This is a genomic window from Aeromonas sp. QDB31, assembly GCF_027707605.1.
Lineage (GTDB): Bacteria > Pseudomonadota > Gammaproteobacteria > Enterobacterales > Aeromonadaceae > Aeromonas > Aeromonas media.
On record NZ_JAPCIX010000014.1, the window covers coordinates 41,406 to 58,007 of the forward strand.

The following is a 16,602-nucleotide window of genomic DNA, read 5'->3' on the forward strand; positions in this document are numbered from 1 at the left end:
GGAGGCTAACTTATTGAATTGCAGAAACAGGTGGTGGCCCTACCAGCCACATCCCGGCACTCGAGTCCCCCGCCTTGGCTGCTACCTTCCGGTCCTGACCAGGTTGACGAGTTATCAATGCGAGAGGACCAATAGGACCACCGGCGAGGAGAATAGGCAAACTGGCCTGTCAATGCAATGGCTTTCTGCCAGGAGACGAACCGATCGCCTTATTTTTCAACAATCTGCCGAATGGATCAGCTAAACAGCATGAATTTTGCCCCCACCAGCAGCATCAGCAGAGCGAACGCCTGCTTGAGCCGTTTGGGGGAAAGTTTATGGGCCAGCCTGGCGCCGACGCGGGCAAACTGGGTACTGGTCAGCACGATACCGAGCAGGGCCGGCAGGTAGATGTAGCCGACACTCCACTCGGGCAGATCGGCATGACCCCAGCCGGCGTAGAGGTAACTCAGACTGCCTGCCAGGGCGATGGGCATGCTGCATGCGGCGGAGGCCGCTACCGCGTTACGCATGGGGACGCTGTTCCAGCTGAGATAAGGCACCGTCATGGAGCCGCCACCGATGCCAAACAGTGCCGAGAGCCAGCCGATGACGGCACCCGCGATGCCGGTACCGACCGGCCCTGGTAGGTGGCGCTCCGCCTTGGGCCTGAGGTTGAGCCCCATCTGCAGCGCCATGGTCCAGGCGAAGCAGCCGATGATGATGTTGAGGGTGCTGGCGCTCAGCAGATTCGCAGTCATGCCACCGAGCCAGGCGCCGATGAGCATGCCCGCCCCCAGGCGCCGTATCATCACCCAGTCGACCGCCCCCGCCTCCTGATGTGCCCGCAGGGAACTGAAACCGGTGAAGATCATGGTGGGCAGTGAGGTACCGAGCGCGAGGTGGGTAATGATCTCCGGAGCCACCCCCTGGGCATGGAAGCTCAAGACCAGCACCGGCACTATGATGAGCCCGCCACCAATGCCGAACAGTCCCGCCAGCATGCCCGCGAAGGCCCCCAACACCAGATAACCCACAAACAGCATAAAAATTCCTTATATAGCTGAATGGCGGTCAAGTTGACCGCCATTGCCCATAAAAAAAGAGATGGCGTTGCGCCATCTCTTTATTGTGCCGATTAATGCAGGGGAATGGTACCGTCCATCACCTTGTAGAAGGCCAGCACGGCGCAACCGAGCAGGGCCGCCGTCATTCCCCGCTCCAGCCGGTTGAGGCTGCGCAGGCCGTGGTGCTGGCGCGCCTTCCAATAGATGAAGATGCCGGGGCTGTAGAGCAGCGCCACCAGCAGCAGGTACTCCACCCCGGCGGCATAGACCAGCCAGCAGCCGTAGACGGTGGCCACCAGGGCCAGCAGCAGGTCACGCTTGCGTTGATGGGGCTGGTTCTCGTAGGTGGTGCCCTGCAGCGCCAGCTTGAGGCCATAGGCGCCGGAGAAGACGTAAGGCACCAGAGCCGCCGAGGTGGCGATGTTGACCAGCGCCAGGTAGGTGCTGCTCTGGAAGTAGATGATGATGAGGAAGGCCTGCACCAGACAGGTGGAGCACCACAGCGACACCTGGGGCGAGCCGTTCTTGTTCTCCTTGGCGAACCAGGCCGGGAAGACCCCTGTCTTGCCTGCGATATAGGGTACTTCCGCCGCCAGTACTGTCCAGCTCAGCAGGGCCCCCATCACGGAAATCACCAGACCGATGTTGATGAGCCAGGCGCCCCAGGGACCGACCACGGCTTCCAGGATCATGGCGGTGGAGGGATTCTTCAGGGCCGCCAGCTGCGGCTGGTTCATCACGCCGAGGGAGAACAGGGTCACCATGACGTAGAGCGCCAGGGCGCCGAGCAGCGCCAGTACGGTGGCACGGCCTACATCCTTGCGATGACGGGCACGGGCGGAGACCACCACGGCCCCCTCGATGCCGATGAAGACCCAGAGCGTCACCTTCATGGTGGACTTGACCTGATCCATCACGGAGCCAAGTTCGGTGTTGCCCTGCCCCCAGATGTCCAGGGTGAAGGTCTCCATGTTGAATGCGAGCAACACGGCGACGCAGAAGACGATGAGGGGCACCATCTTGGCGATGGTGGTGACTATGTTCACCAGGGCCGCCACCTGGATGCCGCGCAGCACCAGGGCGTGCACCGACCAGATGAGGAGGGAGGCGAGCGTGATGGCGACCGGGGTGTTGCCGTCGCCGAAGATGACGTTGTCCGGGGTGTCGAAGAAGTAACTCAGGGCGCTGAATACCACGATGGCGTAGGAGACGTTGGCCAGCAGCTGGCAGAGCCAGTAGCCCCAGGCGGCGTTGAAGCCGACGAAATCACCGAAACCGGCTTTGGCGTAACTGAAGATGCCCCCGTCGAGATCCGGGCGACGCATGGAGAGGTTCTGGTAGACCAGGGCGAGGCAGATCATGCCGATCCCGGTGATGGCCCACCCCAGGGCGACGGCCCCGGCGCTGGCGTGCGCTGCGATGTTTTGTGGCAGACTGAAGACCCCGGCACCGACCATGGAGCCGATCACCAGCGAAATGAGGGCGCCGAGCCCTAGTTTCTTGTCCATCTCAAACCTGTTTTATTAAGCGGCGACTGAGCATCCGTATTCATACAGCGCGCGATATGGGAGGGGTGATAAATCCGTACCCCGTGAAAAAGGCGGCAACTATATTGCATGACTATTCCGACCGCAATCCTTCGCAGTGCCAATCACACACCGCCTTGACCGCGCGCAATTCTACAGCACTCACTCACCCGGCCTGTGAGCTGGTTCAAATTCAGAAAGACCCGTTGATCTTTCATGTTTTTCCATGATGTCAGCCCTGTTTTTCAAAGAAGCCCTGCATGCCCATGCAGTGTGCCACCTTGGGCGTCAGGCAGGTCTTTTGGGTCAAACTGCAATAAAAATGCCCCTGTGCCAGTGGCAAGGGGCAGTCGCGGATCACCGCCGGGGTTAGAGTCGCAGGCCACCGTCGAGATCGATGATCCGGCCGGACAGGTAGTCGTTGGCGAGGATGAATTGCACGGTCTGGGCCAGTTGCTCCCCCTGCCCCAGGGCGCCAACCGGAATGGCCTGCTGCATCCGGGCCATGGCTTCGGGCTTCATGGCCGCCGTCATGTCGGTGGCAAAGACCCCGGGGGCTATGCCCATCACCCGGATGCCGTGGCGGGCCAGTTCGCGCCCCCAGGTCACCACCAGGGAGGCGACCCCCGCCTTGCTGGCGGCATAGTTGCTCTGACCTATATTGCCGGCGCGGGCGATGGAGGAGATGTTGATGATGACGCCCCCCTGCCCCCCTTTCGCCATCAAGGCCGCTCCCTCGCGTCCACAGAGGAAGGTACCGGTGAGATTGACGTCGATGACAGCCTGCCACTGGGACAGGCTCATCTTCTCCACCAGTTCCCCCTCTTTCATCTTGATGAGCATGCCATCCCGCAATATGCCGGCGCAATTGACGAGGCCATGCAGGGCGCCCAATTGCTCCTCCATGGCGGCAAAGGTCGCCTCCACCTCGGGTTCATCCGCCACGTTGCAGACGAACAGGGCGCAGCGACCATCCCGGCTGCGCACCTCGGCCTCGGTCACCTCCAGATCGGCACGGTTGACGTCAATCAGCGCCAGCACGGCACCCTGACTGGCCAGACGCAGGGCGATGGCGCGACCGAGCCCCCGCCCGGCCCCCGTGATGGCGATGACTTTTTCTGTGATATCCATAAATGCTCCTTATTGCCTGGACCCGGATGACGGGATGACGAATGAAAGGCAGGATCCCGCGTCACATCGCGCCGGACTTGTCCTGGGATTTATCCAGATAGAGCTCGAGAATGCTGGAGAAATCCTTGCTCTCCCGGCTTTGGCTTGCGTGCAGGTTGAACAGGTTGCGGGCCAGTGCCCCCATGGGCACGGCGCTGTGGGCGTGCTCGGCCAGCGCCATGGCAAGCCCCAGATCCTTGACCATCAGCCGGGTCATGAAGCCCCCCTCATACCCGCGCGACGCGGGGGCGTTCTCCATCACCCCGGGCCAGGGGTTGTAGCGTTCCAGGCTCCAGTTGTTGCCCGAGCTCTTGCCCATGATGGTGGAGAGGACGCCCGGATCCAGCCCCTCCTTGACCCCGAGCGCCAGCGCCTCGGCGGTGCCCGCCATGTGGATGGCGAGCAGCATGTTGTTGCACATCTTGGCGATCTGGCCCGCCCCGAGCGCCCCTGCATGGAACAGGTTCTGACCCATGCAGGCCAGGATGGGCCTGGCCGCTTCAAAATCTGCGGACTCGCCACCGACGATAAAGGTAAGGGTGCCCGCCGCGGCGCCGGTCACCCCGCCCGAGACGGGGGCATCGAGGAAGCGGATGCCGCGCGCCTTTGCCGCGTCTCCCACCGCGCGGGCCGAGGCCACATCTATGGTGGAGCAGTCGATCACCTGCGCCCCCGCCGGCAGCGCTCCCAGCAGATCCTGGCCGCCTCCCTCTGCCAGCCAGAGTCCGCGCACATGCTCGCCAGCCGGCAGCATGCTGATGGCCAGATCGCAGCCGGTGACCGCCTCGCGGGCATCCCCGGCAGCGATACAGCCAGCGGCGATCGCCTTGGCGACACTCTCCGGCATCAAGTCAAACACGCGCACGGCGTGGCCCGCCCTGGCCAGGTTCGCGGCCATGGGCCCCCCCATGTTGCCGAGCCCGATAAATCCAATCCTTGTCATCAGTTTGCTCCTTGCTCCGTTCGTAATCCGGCCTCTCGGCCAGCGCATCCCTTGCCTGGCAGCGCTGGCCCCTCAGCAGGCCAGGGGATTTTTCCCCTCGGGCCAGCGATAGAAATCGTCGAGCCAGTCAGCACCGGGCCGGGGCGGCTGCCAGCGGGGGGATTTGTCCTTGTCGATGAGCAGTGCCCGCACCCCTTCCACGAAATCCCCCTTGAGCACGCAGTTGACCGAGAGCGCCAGTTCGTCGGCAAACACCTCGGCCAGCGACTGGCGACGTGCCTGCCAGTACTGGCGCCACAGGATGGCGCGGCTGATGGGGCTGCCGGCACGGCAGGTGTCGCGGGCCTGCGTCAGGCTCCCTTCGCCAAGGGCGGGATCGAAGACGGCATGGTTCAACCTGTCCAGCACCCCTTGCAGGGAACGCCCGGCCAGCAGGTCATCAATCTTGCCCTGATGAGGCAGGATCACGGAGGCCGGCAACGCCTCCCCCAGGGCGCGCCGCAACCCGCCCAGCAGTTGATCTATCTGCTCACGTGGATCCTCTTTGGCAGCCCAGTCGAGGGTGGCGAGCCGTGGCAGCAGCTCGGCCCGCTCACGGCTGGCCATGGCGTGATCCGCCAGCCCCAGGCCGATGGCATCCGCCCCGTTGAAGCGGGCGCCGGTGAGCCCGAGCCAGAGTCCGAGTCGCCCAGGCATCCGGCTCAAGAACCAGCTGGCGCCAACGTCCGGGTAGAGACCTATGGTCACCTCCGGCATGGCAAACAGGCTTCGCTCAGTCACCACCCGAAAATCGGCACCGGCGAACAGGCCGATACCGCCCCCCATGCAGATGCCATCCGCCACGCAGACAAGGGGCTTGGTGTAACGGTGGATGTGGTGATCGAGCCGGTATTCCTGCTCAAAAAAGTCGCGGGCATAGGTAAAGAGCGCCTGTTCGCTCTCCTCCTGCCGGCGGTAATAGAAGGAGCGAATGTCGCCCCCGGCGCAAAACGCCTTCTCCCCGGCCCCCTGCAACAGCACGCAGACGATGGCAGGATCTTGCTCCCACGCCGTGAGTGCCTCTTGCAGGCGCTGGATCATCGGCAGGCTCAGGGCATTGAGAGAGGCGGGGCTGTCGAGCGTCAAGACACCGATGAGGTACCCGTCCGCCGTGGGATGGGTTGCGACGCGCACGGGGTCAGTCATGGGACTCTCCACTGGGTTTGTCATAGTGCCAGCGCGGGGCCCGCTTCTCCAGGAAGGCGACCACCCCTTCGCGCTGGTTGGCATCGTCAAACAACGCGAGGAACAGGCTGCGCTCCAGCGGCAACGCCGCATCTCTATGGCCGCTGCGCCCCTGGTTGATGAGGCGCTTGCAGGCACGCAGGGCGCTCGGGCTCTGGCACTCCACCCGCTGCGCCATCTGCTGCGCCGCCGTCCAGGCGTGCCCTTCGGTCACCACCTCCTCCACCAGCCCCATCTCGTAGGCCAGGGTGGCACTCACCTTCTCGCCGCACAGGATCATCCGCTTGGCCCAACCCGGGCCCACCAGCTCGGTGAGACGCTGGGTACCGCCAGCGCAAGGCAGCAAGCCCACCGACGCTTCTGGCAGTCCCAGCAGCGCCTGCTGCTCGGCGATGCGAATGTCGCAGGCCAGCGCCACTTCCAGCCCCCCTCCCATGGCAAAACCATTGATGGCGGCGATGCTGACACCGTGGAAGCGGGCCAGCGCCTCGAAGGCGCGACCAAAGGCTTCTGCCACCTCGCGAGCGTGCTCCAGGTCGCCGTCGGCAAACATCTTGAGATCGGCGCCAGCGCAGAAGAACTTGTCCCCCGCCCCGCGGATCACCAGCGCCACCACGTCGGGGCGACCATCCAGCTCCACCATCATCTGCAGGAAGGCCTGCAGGCTGGCCAGAGTCCAGGTGTTGGCAGGCGGGTGGTCGAGGGTGATGTAGGCCACGTGACCGTGATATTCGAGCCTGATCCTTGTCATTGCATTGTCCTTGTCAATAAACCTGCCGCCATGATGACAGGGTTGAATGGCGCCTAAATTCGGCTGGTTCACAAAGCCTGACGACGGCACTGTACCCGTCAGAGAGAATGCCCCCCTACTCCAGCGACAGACCCGGGTCTCCCAGCAGGCGGCGGGCGATGATCAGCCGCATCACTTCGTTTGTGCCTTCCAGAATGCGGTGTACCCGGGTGTCGCGCAGGTAACGCTCGAGGGGGTATTCGCGGATATAACCATAGCCACCAAAGAGTTGTAGAGCCTCATCGCAGACGCGATAGCCCACGTCGGTGGCAAAGCGCTTGGCCATGGCGCACCAGGCGCTCTTGTCCGGACTGCCGCTGTCGAGCTTGGCGGCGGCCTGGCGCACCAGCAGGCGGGCTGCGGCGAGCTCGGTGGCCATGTCGGCGAGGCGGAACTGCACGCTCTGGAATTCGCTGATCGGGTGTCCGAATTGCTGGCGCTGCTGCACATGGGCCAGGGCGTCGTCGAGGGCCTGCTGGGCCGTTCCCACCGAGCAGGTGGCGATGTTGATGCGCCCGCCATCCAGCGCCTGCATGGCAAACCTGAAGCCCTCCCCCTCCTGCCCCAGGCGGTAGCGGGCGGGAATGCGAACCCCGTTGAAGGCGACCTCCCGGGTGGGCTGGCTGTTCCAGCCCATCTTCTCCTCCGCCTTGCCATAGACAACCCCCTGGCTGTCGGCGGGCACCATAAAGGCAGAGATCCCTTTCGACCCCTCGCCACCGGTGCGAGCCATCACCACCAGCACGTCGGTACTGCCGGCCCCCGAGATGAAGACCTTGCTGCCCTCGATCAGGTAATCATCGCCATCGCGCACGGCGCGGGTCTTGAGGGCGGCGGCATCCGATCCCGCCCCCGGCTCGGTGAGGCAGTAAGATCCCAGCAGCTCGCCGCTGGCAAGCTTCGGCACCCACTCTGCCGCCACCTCGGCCGGCAGCCAGGTGCCCAGCATCCAGCTCACCATGTTGTGGATGGTCAGATACGCCGTGGTGGAGGTGCAGCCCATGGCCAGACGCTCGAAGACCAGACTGGCGTCGAGCCGCGGCAGGGCTAGCCCGCCGTACTGCTCCGGGGTGTAAAGGCCGCAGAAGCCGAGCGCAGCCGCCTGCTTGATGGTGGCAACGGGGAACTCGTGCTCTTTGTCCCAGCGGGCGGCGTGAGGTTTGAGCGCCTCGTTGGCAAAGGCGGTGGCGGCCTCCATGTAGGCCTGCTGATCCTCGGTCAGGGTAAAGTCCATCTTGTTCGCTTCCTTGTGCTTGTTCGTTCAATCCGAGTGCCCGGTGCCATGGCCCGGACATCATTTGCTGCATCCCGCCGTCAACGCAGGTGGATAGTCATGTTGGGGCCGCTGGGAATGTCCTCGTCGAACCAGCGCTCGGTCACCGTCTTGGTCTCGGTGTAGAAGCGCACCGCCTGCTTGCCGTAGGCGTGCAGATCCCCGTAGAAGGAGCCACGCCAGCCGGTGAAGGAGAAGAACGGCAGCGGCACCGGGATGGGCACGTTGATCCCCACCTGACCCACCGCCACCTCGTGACGGAACTTGCGGGCCGCGGCGCCGCAGCCGGTGAAGATCGAGGTGCCATTGCCGTAGGGGTTGGTGTTGATGAGGGTCAGCGCCTCGTCCAGGCTCTCCACCTCCAGGCAGGCAAGCACGGGGCCGAAGATCTCCTCCTGGTAGATGCGCATCTTGGGGGTCACGCCGCGAAACAGGGTGGGTCCCACCCAGTTGCCCACCGGGTAGCCGGGCACGTCACAGAAGCGGCCGTCCAGCAGACACTCGGCCCCTTCCTCGATGCCGGCTTCGATCAGCCCTTCGACTCGTACCTTGGCTTCCGGGCTGATAAGAGGGCCGTAGGCCGCCTGCGGATCGTGCCAGACCCCGGGTTTCACCTTGGCAAACTCGGTGGCAAGCTCCGGGATCCAGTCGCGGGCACTGCCCACGAAGACCGCCACGCTGATGGCCATGCAGCGCTGACCGGCGGCGCCCACCCCTGCCCCCACCAGATTGCTCAGCACCTGCGCCTTGTTGGCATCCGGCATGATCACCATGTGGTTCTTGGCACCGACGAAGCACTGGGCGCGCTTGAGGTGTTCGGTGGCGGTGCGATAGACGTGCGCCCCGACCCGGGCCGAGCCGACGAAGCTGACCGCCTTCACATCCGGATGACTCAGCAGCGCATCCACCTGCTCGGCGCCGCCGTGCACCACCGAGAGGATGCCCGCTGGCGCCCCCGCCTCGGTGAACAGCTCGGCCAGGCGCATGGGGGTCAGGGGATCCTGCTCGGAAGGCTTGAGTACAAAGCCGTTGCCGCAAGCCACCGCCAACGGGAACATCCACAGCGGTATCATGGCCGGGAAGTTGAACGGCGTGATGCCGACACAGACCCCCAGCGGCTGCACCCAGGAGTGGCCATCCACCCGGCGCGCCACGTTGCCCATGGTCTCCCCCATGGTCTGGCTGGCAATGCCGCAGGCCTGCTCCACCACCTCGATGCCGCGCCAGACGTCCCCCTTGGCATCCGCCAGGTTCTTGCCGGTCTCCCGGGCCAGCAGGGTCGCCAACTCGTCATGATGGACTTTCAGCAGATGCTGATAGTTGAACATGACCCGGGCCCGCTCGGGGGCCGGCACCTCCCGCCACAGCAGGTAGGCGTCGTGAGCGCGGCGCACGGCCAGCTCCACTTCCTCGGCGGTGGCCCTCGGCACCCGCGCCAGCAGGCTCTGATCCGCCGGGTTGGTCACCTCGATCCACGCCTCGCTCGCGGAGGGGTACGCCTCGCCGCCAATATAGAGCGGCAGATCGCCGTACTGGGTGTGGTATTGGCTCATGCCGCACTCTCCTTGGCTGCACACTGGCTGGCACTACGCCAGGCCCCCTCAGGCAGACCGGCAGGCCGGATGCACTCGCTGCTCATCTTTCTCACTCCTTGTGTTTGCCCGCACGGGGAATGCCCCTTGCAGTCGGCACTCAACGAATTTACCTTAGACTAACAACTCATTTACGTTTACGCTAACGTAAACTTAAATCACAGATGGACTGACCAGTTAACCCTCCTTTTTCGGGAGCGCGGCACCGGTGAGCACCACAAACCAAGGAGAGCAAGGATGCATGCCCTGATGGATGAAACCCTCCGCGCCCTGACCGAGCAGGTCGAGGCCTTCTGCCAGCAAGTCATAGCGCCGCGCGCCGCCGAGATTGACCAGAGCAACGCCTTCCCGCGCGACCTCTGGCCACAGATGGGTGAGCTCGGGTTGCACGGCATCACGGTGGCGGAAGAGTATGAAGGGGTGGGCCTCGGCTATCTGGCCCATGTGCTGGTGATGGAGCAGGTGAGCCGCGCCAGCGCCTCGGTCGGCCTCTCCTACGGCGCCCACTCCAACCTCTGCATCAACCAGATCCACCGCCACGGCACCCCTGCTCAAAAGACCCGCTATTTACCTGATCTGGTCAGTGGCAAGCACGTGGGGGCCCTCGCCATGAGCGAGCCTGGGGCCGGCTCCGACGTGGTCAGTATGCGCCTGACCGCCGTACGCGAGGGCGATCACTTCGTGCTCAATGGCAACAAGATGTGGATCACCAACGGTCCGGATGCCGACACCTTCGTCATCTATGCCAAAACCGATCCGGCCGCCGGGGCCAAGGGGATCTCCGCCTTCATCGTCGAGGCGGGCACCCCGGGATTCACCACGGCCCAGAAGCTCGACAAGCTCGGCATGCGCGGCTCCAGTACCTGCGAGCTGGTGTTCGACCACTGCGCCGTGCCGGCAGAGAATCTGCTCGGCCCCCTGCACGGCGGGGCCCGGGTGCTGATGAGTGGCCTCGACTACGAGCGGGTGGTGCTGGCCGCCGGCCCCCTTGGCATCATGCAGGCCTGCATGGACGTGGTGCTCCCCTATGTGCGCGAGCGCAAGCAGTTCGGCCAGGCCATAGGGGAGTTCCAGCTGGTGCAGGGCAAGCTCGCCGACATGTATACCCGGCTCGCCAGCAGCCGCGCCCTGGTCTATTCGGTGGCAAGCGCCTGCGACCAGGACCATACCAGCCGCAAGGATTGCGCCGCCGCCATCCTGTTTGCCGCCGAGAACGCTACCCAGATGGCGCTCGATGCCATCCAGTTGCTCGGCGGTAATGGCTATATCAACGAATACCCCACCGGTCGTCTGCTGCGGGACGCCAAGCTCTACGAGATAGGCGCCGGCACCTCCGAGATCCGCCGCTGGCTCATCGGCCGCGAGCTGATGGGAGATAACGCATGATGCTGCTTCCTTTGTCACCTGCCATCGGCAACAACAACCAGATGGGAGAGATCGCATGAGCCAGATCCACTCCCGCCTGGATACCACCAGCGCCGAGTTTGCCGCCAACAGGGCAGCGATGCAGGGGCTGGTCGAGGATCTCAACGCCCGCCTCGCCGAGATAGCCCTGGGCGGTGGCGCGGCCAACAACGCCCGCCATCAGGGGCGCGGCAAGCTGTTGCCCCGCGAGCGCATCAACCAGCTGCTGGACCCGGGCTCCCCCTTCCTCGAGCTCTCGGCGCTGGCCGCCTGGCAGGTCTATGACGAGCCGGTGCCCGCCGCCGGCATCATCACCGGATTGGGCCAGATTGCGGGCCGGCTCTGCCTGCTGGTGGTGAACGACGCCACCGTCAAGGGAGGCACCTATTACCCGCTCACGGTGAAAAAGCACCTGCGTGCCCAGGCCATCGCTGAGCGGCTGCGCCTCCCCTGCCTCTATCTGGTGGATTCCGGCGGTGCCTTCTTGCCGATGCAGGATGAGGTGTTCCCCGACCGGGACCATTTTGGCCGCATCTTCTATAACCAGGCCCGCATGTCGGCCCAGAACATCCCCCAGCTGGCCGTGGTGATGGGGCTGTGCACCGCAGGCGGCGCCTACGTGCCCGCCATGGCGGACGAGTCGATCATGGTCAGGGAACAGGCCACCATCTTTCTGGCGGGCCCGCCGCTGGTCAAGGCCGCCACCGGCGAGGAGATCAGCGCCGAGGCCCTGGGGGGGGCCCTGGTGCACTGCGCCCACTCCGGGGTGGCCGATCACCTGGCCGAGGACGATGCCCATGCCCTGGCTATCGCCCGCACCCTGGTTGGCAATCTTGGGGATCCCCCCTCGCAATCGAGAGATGTTCCGGTGTTGGGCTTCGCAAGCTCAGCACCAACCTACGACGAACCGCTCTATCCCATCGCGGAGCTCTACGGCCTGGTGGGCACCAGCCTCAAGCGCCCCTACGACGCCCGGGAGCTCATCGCCCGCCTGGTGGATGGATCCGTGTTCGATGAATTCAAGGCGCTGTTCGGCACCACGCTCGTCACTGGGTTTGCCCGCATCCAGGGCATGCCCGTGGGGATCCTCGCCAACAACGGCGTGCTCCACAGCGACAGCGCCCAGAAAGGGGCCCACTTTATCCAGCTGTGCAACAAGCGCGCCATTCCCCTGCTGTTCCTGCAGAACATCACCGGCTTCATGGTGGGCAGTCAGGCGGAAAAGGAGGGGATCGCCAAGCACGGTGCCAAGCTGGTCACCGCCGTGGCCTGCAGCCGGGTACCCAAGATCACCCTGATCGTCGGCGGCAGCTTCGGCGCTGGCAACTACGGCATGTGCGGCCGCGCCTATGAGCCCGATTTTCTGTTCAGCTGGCCCAACAGCCGCATCTCCGTCATGGGGGGCGAGCAGGCGGCCAACGTGCTGGTGCAGGTGCGTCGGGACAAGCTGGCGGCCGACGGCAAGACCCTGGACGAGCAGGAGGCGGATGCCATCCGCGCCCCGGTCATCGCACAGTATGAATGCCAGGGTCACCCCTACTACGCCAGTGCCCGTCTCTGGGACGATGGCGTGATCGATCCTGCCCAGAGCCGCACCGTGCTGGCCCTGGCGCTGGCCGCTTGCCAGGGAGCCAATCCCGGGCCCGAGCAATACGGCATCTTCCGGATGTAAGGAGTTCGACATGTCCGACCCACTGTACAATGACCCCCTGGCAGGCTGTCGGCTGGAGCGCCACGGTCCGCTGGTTGAGCTGGTGTTGGCACGCCCCGCCCGCCACAACGCCCTCGACGCCGATCTGATGCAGGAGCTGCTCGATTGCCTCGATGATCTGGCCCATCGCCACGGCCAGCCGCTGGCAGAACGCCCCCATGTCCTGCTGCTGCGGGCAGAGGGCCGGCACTTTTGCGCTGGCGCCGACCTCAACTGGATGCGCAACCAGCTTCAGGGCGACTTCGATCCCACCTCGTTTGAAAAGAACCGGGAAGATGCCCGGGTACTGGCCAGGCTGATGCAAGCTCTGGACGAGCTCCCCTTCCCCACTGTGGCGCTGGTGCAGGGGGCGGCCTATGGCGGGGCCCTCGGTCTGCTCTGTGCCTGTGACATCGTACTGGCCAGCGACGACGCCCGCTTCTGCCTCTCCGAGGTGAGCCTGGGGCTGGTACCTGCGGTGATCAGCCCCTATGTGGTACGCGCCATGGGAATGCGTCAGGCCCGCCGTTACATGCTGAGTGCCGAGCCCTTCGATGCCATCACCGCCTGCCGCCTCAACGTGGCGCACCGGCTCTGCACGCCGGATCAGCTGCTCTCGGAGGGCCGGGCCTTGGGAATGCGGCTGTGCCGCAACGGCCCGGAGGCGATGAAGGAGACCAAGCGGCTGCTGGCCACCATCGAACACCAGCCCGGTCATCAGCACGAAGAGATCACCGTCGAGACCATAGCCCGGGTACGGGTCGGACTCGAAGCCCAGGAGGGGATGCAGGCCTTCTTCGACAAGCGCCCCCCCAGCTGGCGCCCCCGTTTCAAGGATGAAACATGACTCAATACCAGCCCATCAAACGCCTTCTTGTCGCCAGCTGCGGCGAGGATAACCGGGGGGCGGAGCAACGCCTTGCCCCCCTCGATCTCTTCATGAACGAGTTTGCCTTTATTCACCAGGAGCAGACATGACACATCAGGCTCCCATCAAACGCCTGCTGATCGCCAATAGAGGCGAAATCGCCGTGCGCATCATCCGGACCGCACGCCGCCTCGGCATTCACACCATAGCCCTCTACTCGGACGCCGACGCTCGCGCCATGCATGTGCGGGAAGCGGACGAGGCCTGGCACCTGGGGCCCGCCCCCGCGCGGGAGAGCTACCTCGACGCCGCCAAGGTGCTGAAGATTGCCAACGCGGCCGAGGCCGACGCCGTGCACCCCGGCTACGGTTTTCTGTCGGAGAACAGCAACTTTGCCAGCGCCTGCACCAGCCAGGGGCTGCGCTTTATCGGCCCAAGTGGCGCCGCCATCCTCGCCATGGGGGACAAGTCCGGCGCCAAGGCGCTGATGCAGGCGGCCGGCGTCCCCGTGCTGCCCGGCTATCACGGCGCAGATCAGGGAGTGGCGCTGCTGCGTGATCAGGCACATCTGGTCGGCTTCCCGCTCCTTATCAAGGCCGCCAGCGGTGGCGGCGGCAAGGGGATGCGCCGGGTCGAACAGCCAGGCGAGTTTGACGAAGCGTTGGCGGCGGTGAAACGGGAAGCCCTGGCCGCCTTCGGGGATGACAGGGTGCTGCTCGAGCGCTACCTGGCTCGCGCCCGTCACGTGGAGGTGCAGGTCTTCGCCGATACCCTCGGCAACGCCATCTATCTGGGGGACAGGGACTGCTCCTTGCAGCGCCGCCATCAGAAAGTAATAGAAGAAGCCCCCGCGCCGGATATAGCGCCCACGCTTCGCCGCGCCATGGGCGAGGCCGCCGTGGCCGCCGCCCGGGCCATCGACTATGTGGGGGCCGGTACCATCGAATTTCTGCTGTGCGGGGAGGAGTTCTTCTTCATGGAAATGAACACCCGGTTGCAGGTGGAGCACCCGGTCACCGAGGCCGTCACCGGCCAGGATCTGGTGGCCTGGCAGTTGGCGGTCGCCGAGGGCAAGCCGCTGCCGCTGACTCAGGAAGAGGTAGTGCTGCGCGGCCATGCCGTGGAGGCGCGCCTCTACGCCGAGGACGTCGGGGCAGGCTTCTTGCCCGCCAGCGGTCCCATCCAGTGGCTGCACTGGCCACAGGGGGTGCGCATCGACACCGGCGTCGCCGCTGGCGATGAAGTCAGCCCCTATTACGATCCCATGATCGCCAAGCTGGTCGCCCACGGCCAGAGCCGGGCCGAGGCCTTCGCCAGGCTGGCCGATGCCCTGGCGGCCCTGAGTCTCGGTCCCCTGGTGCACAACGGCCCGCTGCTGCTGCGCCTGTGCGAGGAGCCGGACGTACTGGCCATGGCACACCACACCCAGTGGCCCATTCCGACCGAATCGCTGGCCACCCCGACCCTCGCCTGGCCGCTCGCCACCCTCTGGCTCGCCAGCCGCACCGGCCCCTCCCCCTGGCAGCAGGCCCCCGGTTTTCGGTTGGGCGACCTCAGAAGCCTGACGGCGGCAGTGCGGATCGGCGAGGAGGCCCGGGTGCTGACCCTTGCCGAGCGCGCCGGTCGGCTCACATGGCAAGGGGAAACCTACCCCTATGAGCTAGGTGTGGATCATATCCGCCTGCAGCGGGCGGGCCGCTGGGTACACTGCCCCATCACCCCGGCGGCAGACGCGGCTTTCGTGCTGCAGCTGGATGGCCGGCGCATTCCCTTCGCCGCCGATGATCAACGCCATCGACCACACCATGATCACGACACGGCCCAGGGCGCCGTGGCCCCCATGCACGGCATGGTGGTGGCACTGATGGTCGAGGTCGGGCAATCCGTCAGCAAGGGGCAATCCCTGCTGGTGCTGGAGGCGATGAAGATGGAACACGTCTTGAAAGCAGACAAGGAGGGGGTGATCACCGCCCTCTCCTGCCGCCAGGGGGATCAGGTGAGCCAGGGCGCCGTCCTGGTGCACTTTGCCGACCCAGGCGCAGAGAACGCCGAGGGAGGTGCAGCATGAGCAAGGAGCATGGCACCCCCGTCGACAGGGTCAGCCTGGTGGAGGTGGGGCCGCGGGATGGCCTGCAGAACGAACCCCGCCTGTTGTCGCTGGCGCAGCGGCTTCTGCTTGTCAACCGCCTCGCAGAGAGCGGCCTGCAGCGGATCGAGGTGGGGGCCTTCGTCTCCCCGAAGCGAGTGCCGCAGATGGCGGACTCCGCCGAACTGTTCAAGGCCCTGCCGCGCAAGGGACCTACCCGCTATGGTGCCCTGGTGCCCAATTTGCAGGGCCTGCAGGCCGCGATCCAGGCCAGGGTCGACGAGATTGGCCTCTTCACCGCCTGCTCAGACGGCTTCACCCGCGCCAACATCGGCATCGGCGTCGAAGAGTCACTGATCCGCTTCGCCCCTCTGGTGGCTGAGGCACGCCGCCTCGGCATCAAGGTGCGGGGTTACCTCTCCACCGTCATCGCCTGCCCCTATGACGGCCCGACCCGCCCGAAACGGGTCGCCGCCCTGGCCGAGCGGCTGCTGGATCTCGGCTGCCACGAGATCTCCCTCGGCGACACCATAGGGATAGGCACCCCAGGCACCGTCGCCCCCATGCTGGATGCGGTGCTGCACGAAGTCCCGGCCGGCCGGCTCGCGGTGCACTTTCACGACACCTATGGCCAGGGGCTCGCCAACCTGCTGCCGGCGCTCGAGCGCGGCATCCGCACCATTGACTGCTCGGTGGCGGGGCTGGGTGGCTGCCCCTATGCCCCCGGGGCCTCCGGCAACGTCGCCTCGGAGGAGGTGGTCTATCTGCTGCACGGCCTTGGCATGAGTACGGGGGTAAACCTCGACAAGCTGGCCGCCACCGGTCAGTGGGTGAGCGAGCAGCTCGGTCGTCCCAACGGCTCGCGAGTCGGGCAGGCGCTCCATGCTAGGGCCAGAGAGCTGCAGCCAGGACTCGATGAGATAGCACAAGGAGAGTGCCATGACCCCTGAAAACGCCCCCGCCAGAAAGAAGAGCGGCAGCATGTCGTTA

Annotated in this window: 14 protein-coding genes and 1 other RNA gene; 6 read left to right on the forward strand and 9 right to left on the reverse strand. The window is 65.2% G+C overall.

What is annotated here, in order from left to right:
• Positions 1-37 precede the first annotated feature (37 nt).
• From ffs to PG898_RS14440, 9 genes are all read right to left on the reverse strand, one after another.
• Positions 38-134, reverse strand: an RNA gene (ffs, locus tag PG898_RS14400) — signal recognition particle sRNA small type.
• 102 nt (positions 135-236) lie between these two features.
• Positions 237-1,025, reverse strand: coding sequence for a sulfite exporter TauE/SafE family protein (locus PG898_RS14405; protein ID WP_005324168.1), 789 nt, complete (start codon positions 1,023-1,025; stop codon positions 237-239).
• Positions 1,026-1,117: 92 nt separating this feature from the next.
• Positions 1,118-2,554 carry an arginine-ornithine antiporter gene (gene arcD, locus PG898_RS14410; RefSeq protein ID WP_005324166.1) on the reverse strand — a complete coding sequence of 479 codons (1,437 nt, stop codon included), beginning with the start codon at positions 2,552-2,554 and terminating at the stop codon, positions 1,118-1,120.
• Between the two features lie 387 nt (positions 2,555-2,941).
• A complete protein-coding gene (locus PG898_RS14415) occupies positions 2,942-3,703 on the reverse strand; it encodes an SDR family oxidoreductase (protein WP_005324164.1) in 762 nt (253 codons plus the stop codon).
• 61 nt (positions 3,704-3,764) lie between these two features.
• Positions 3,765-4,685 carry a 3-hydroxyisobutyrate dehydrogenase gene (gene mmsB, locus PG898_RS14420; RefSeq protein ID WP_226169352.1) on the reverse strand — a complete coding sequence of 307 codons (921 nt, stop codon included), beginning with the start codon at positions 4,683-4,685 and terminating at the stop codon, positions 3,765-3,767.
• Positions 4,686-4,757: 72 nt separating this feature from the next.
• Complete coding sequence (locus PG898_RS14425) at positions 4,758-5,870, reverse strand: enoyl-CoA hydratase/isomerase family protein (protein WP_270824324.1); 1,113 nt, start codon at positions 5,868-5,870, stop codon at positions 4,758-4,760.
• Positions 5,863-6,660 carry an enoyl-CoA hydratase gene (locus tag PG898_RS14430; protein WP_041205865.1) on the reverse strand — a complete coding sequence of 266 codons (798 nt, stop codon included), beginning with the start codon at positions 6,658-6,660 and terminating at the stop codon, positions 5,863-5,865. The genes PG898_RS14425 and PG898_RS14430 overlap by 8 nt, the downstream gene beginning before the upstream one ends.
• A gap of 115 nt (positions 6,661-6,775) precedes the next feature.
• Positions 6,776-7,933, reverse strand: a complete 1,158-nt coding sequence (locus PG898_RS14435) for an acyl-CoA dehydrogenase family protein (protein WP_005324156.1) — start codon at positions 7,931-7,933, stop codon at positions 6,776-6,778.
• Between the two features lie 80 nt (positions 7,934-8,013).
• Positions 8,014-9,525 (reverse strand): CoA-acylating methylmalonate-semialdehyde dehydrogenase, encoded by a 1,512-nt coding sequence (locus PG898_RS14440; protein WP_263685437.1) that lies wholly within the window; start codon positions 9,523-9,525, stop codon positions 8,014-8,016.
• Between the two features lie 276 nt (positions 9,526-9,801).
• Between PG898_RS14440 and PG898_RS14445 the strand changes: the two genes are divergently transcribed.
• Genes PG898_RS14445 through PG898_RS14470 form a run of 6 tightly spaced genes read left to right on the forward strand, consistent with a single transcriptional unit; the run spans position 9,802 to position 16,562 of the window.
• Positions 9,802-10,950: an isovaleryl-CoA dehydrogenase gene (locus tag PG898_RS14445; RefSeq protein ID WP_171269797.1), complete on the forward strand. Its 1,149-nt coding sequence runs from the start codon at positions 9,802-9,804 to the stop codon at positions 10,948-10,950.
• A gap of 55 nt (positions 10,951-11,005) precedes the next feature.
• Entirely contained in the window at positions 11,006-12,640 is a 1,635-nt protein-coding gene (locus PG898_RS14450) for a carboxyl transferase domain-containing protein (RefSeq protein WP_043130747.1), read from the forward strand.
• A gap of 10 nt (positions 12,641-12,650) precedes the next feature.
• The gene (locus PG898_RS14455; protein ID WP_043130750.1) at positions 12,651-13,505 is read left to right on the forward strand and encodes an enoyl-CoA hydratase-related protein; all 855 of its coding nucleotides are present in this window, start codon (positions 12,651-12,653) and stop codon (positions 13,503-13,505) included.
• Positions 13,502-13,636, forward strand: coding sequence for a hypothetical protein (locus tag PG898_RS14460; protein WP_268746738.1), 135 nt, complete (start codon positions 13,502-13,504; stop codon positions 13,634-13,636). The genes PG898_RS14455 and PG898_RS14460 overlap by 4 nt, the downstream gene beginning before the upstream one ends.
• Positions 13,633-15,594 (forward strand): ATP-binding protein, encoded by a 1,962-nt coding sequence (locus tag PG898_RS14465; protein ID WP_270824325.1) that lies wholly within the window; start codon positions 13,633-13,635, stop codon positions 15,592-15,594. Before PG898_RS14460 ends, PG898_RS14465 begins: the two co-directional genes overlap by 4 nt.
• Positions 15,591-16,562, forward strand: a complete 972-nt coding sequence (locus PG898_RS14470; RefSeq protein WP_270824326.1) for a hydroxymethylglutaryl-CoA lyase — start codon at positions 15,591-15,593, stop codon at positions 16,560-16,562. Before PG898_RS14465 ends, PG898_RS14470 begins: the two co-directional genes overlap by 4 nt.
• Positions 16,563-16,602: the final 40 nt, after the last annotated feature.

Coding starts and splice junctions, on each gene's coding strand:
- PG898_RS14405 (WP_005324168.1), bottom strand. CDS start 1,025: ATGCTGTTTGTGGGTTATCTGGTGTTGGGGGCCTTCGCGGGCATGCTG.
- arcD (WP_005324166.1), bottom strand. CDS start 2,554: ATGGACAAGAAACTAGGGCTCGGCGCCCTCATTTCGCTGGTGATCGGC.
- PG898_RS14415 (WP_005324164.1), bottom strand. CDS start 3,703: ATGGATATCACAGAAAAAGTCATCGCCATCACGGGGGCCGGGCGGGGG.
- mmsB (WP_226169352.1), bottom strand. CDS start 4,685: ATGACAAGGATTGGATTTATCGGGCTCGGCAACATGGGGGGGCCCATG.
- PG898_RS14425 (WP_270824324.1), bottom strand. CDS start 5,870: ATGACTGACCCCGTGCGCGTCGCAACCCATCCCACGGCGGACGGGTAC.
- PG898_RS14430 (WP_041205865.1), bottom strand. CDS start 6,660: ATGACAAGGATCAGGCTCGAATATCACGGTCACGTGGCCTACATCACC.
- PG898_RS14435 (WP_005324156.1), bottom strand. CDS start 7,933: ATGGACTTTACCCTGACCGAGGATCAGCAGGCCTACATGGAGGCCGCC.
- PG898_RS14440 (WP_263685437.1), bottom strand. CDS start 9,525: ATGAGCCAATACCACACCCAGTACGGCGATCTGCCGCTCTATATTGGC.
- PG898_RS14445 (WP_171269797.1), top strand. CDS start 9,802: ATGCATGCCCTGATGGATGAAACCCTCCGCGCCCTGACCGAGCAGGTC.
- PG898_RS14450 (WP_043130747.1), top strand. CDS start 11,006: ATGAGCCAGATCCACTCCCGCCTGGATACCACCAGCGCCGAGTTTGCC.
- PG898_RS14455 (WP_043130750.1), top strand. CDS start 12,651: ATGTCCGACCCACTGTACAATGACCCCCTGGCAGGCTGTCGGCTGGAG.
- PG898_RS14460 (WP_268746738.1), top strand. CDS start 13,502: ATGACTCAATACCAGCCCATCAAACGCCTTCTTGTCGCCAGCTGCGGC.
- PG898_RS14465 (WP_270824325.1), top strand. CDS start 13,633: ATGACACATCAGGCTCCCATCAAACGCCTGCTGATCGCCAATAGAGGC.
- PG898_RS14470 (WP_270824326.1), top strand. CDS start 15,591: ATGAGCAAGGAGCATGGCACCCCCGTCGACAGGGTCAGCCTGGTGGAG.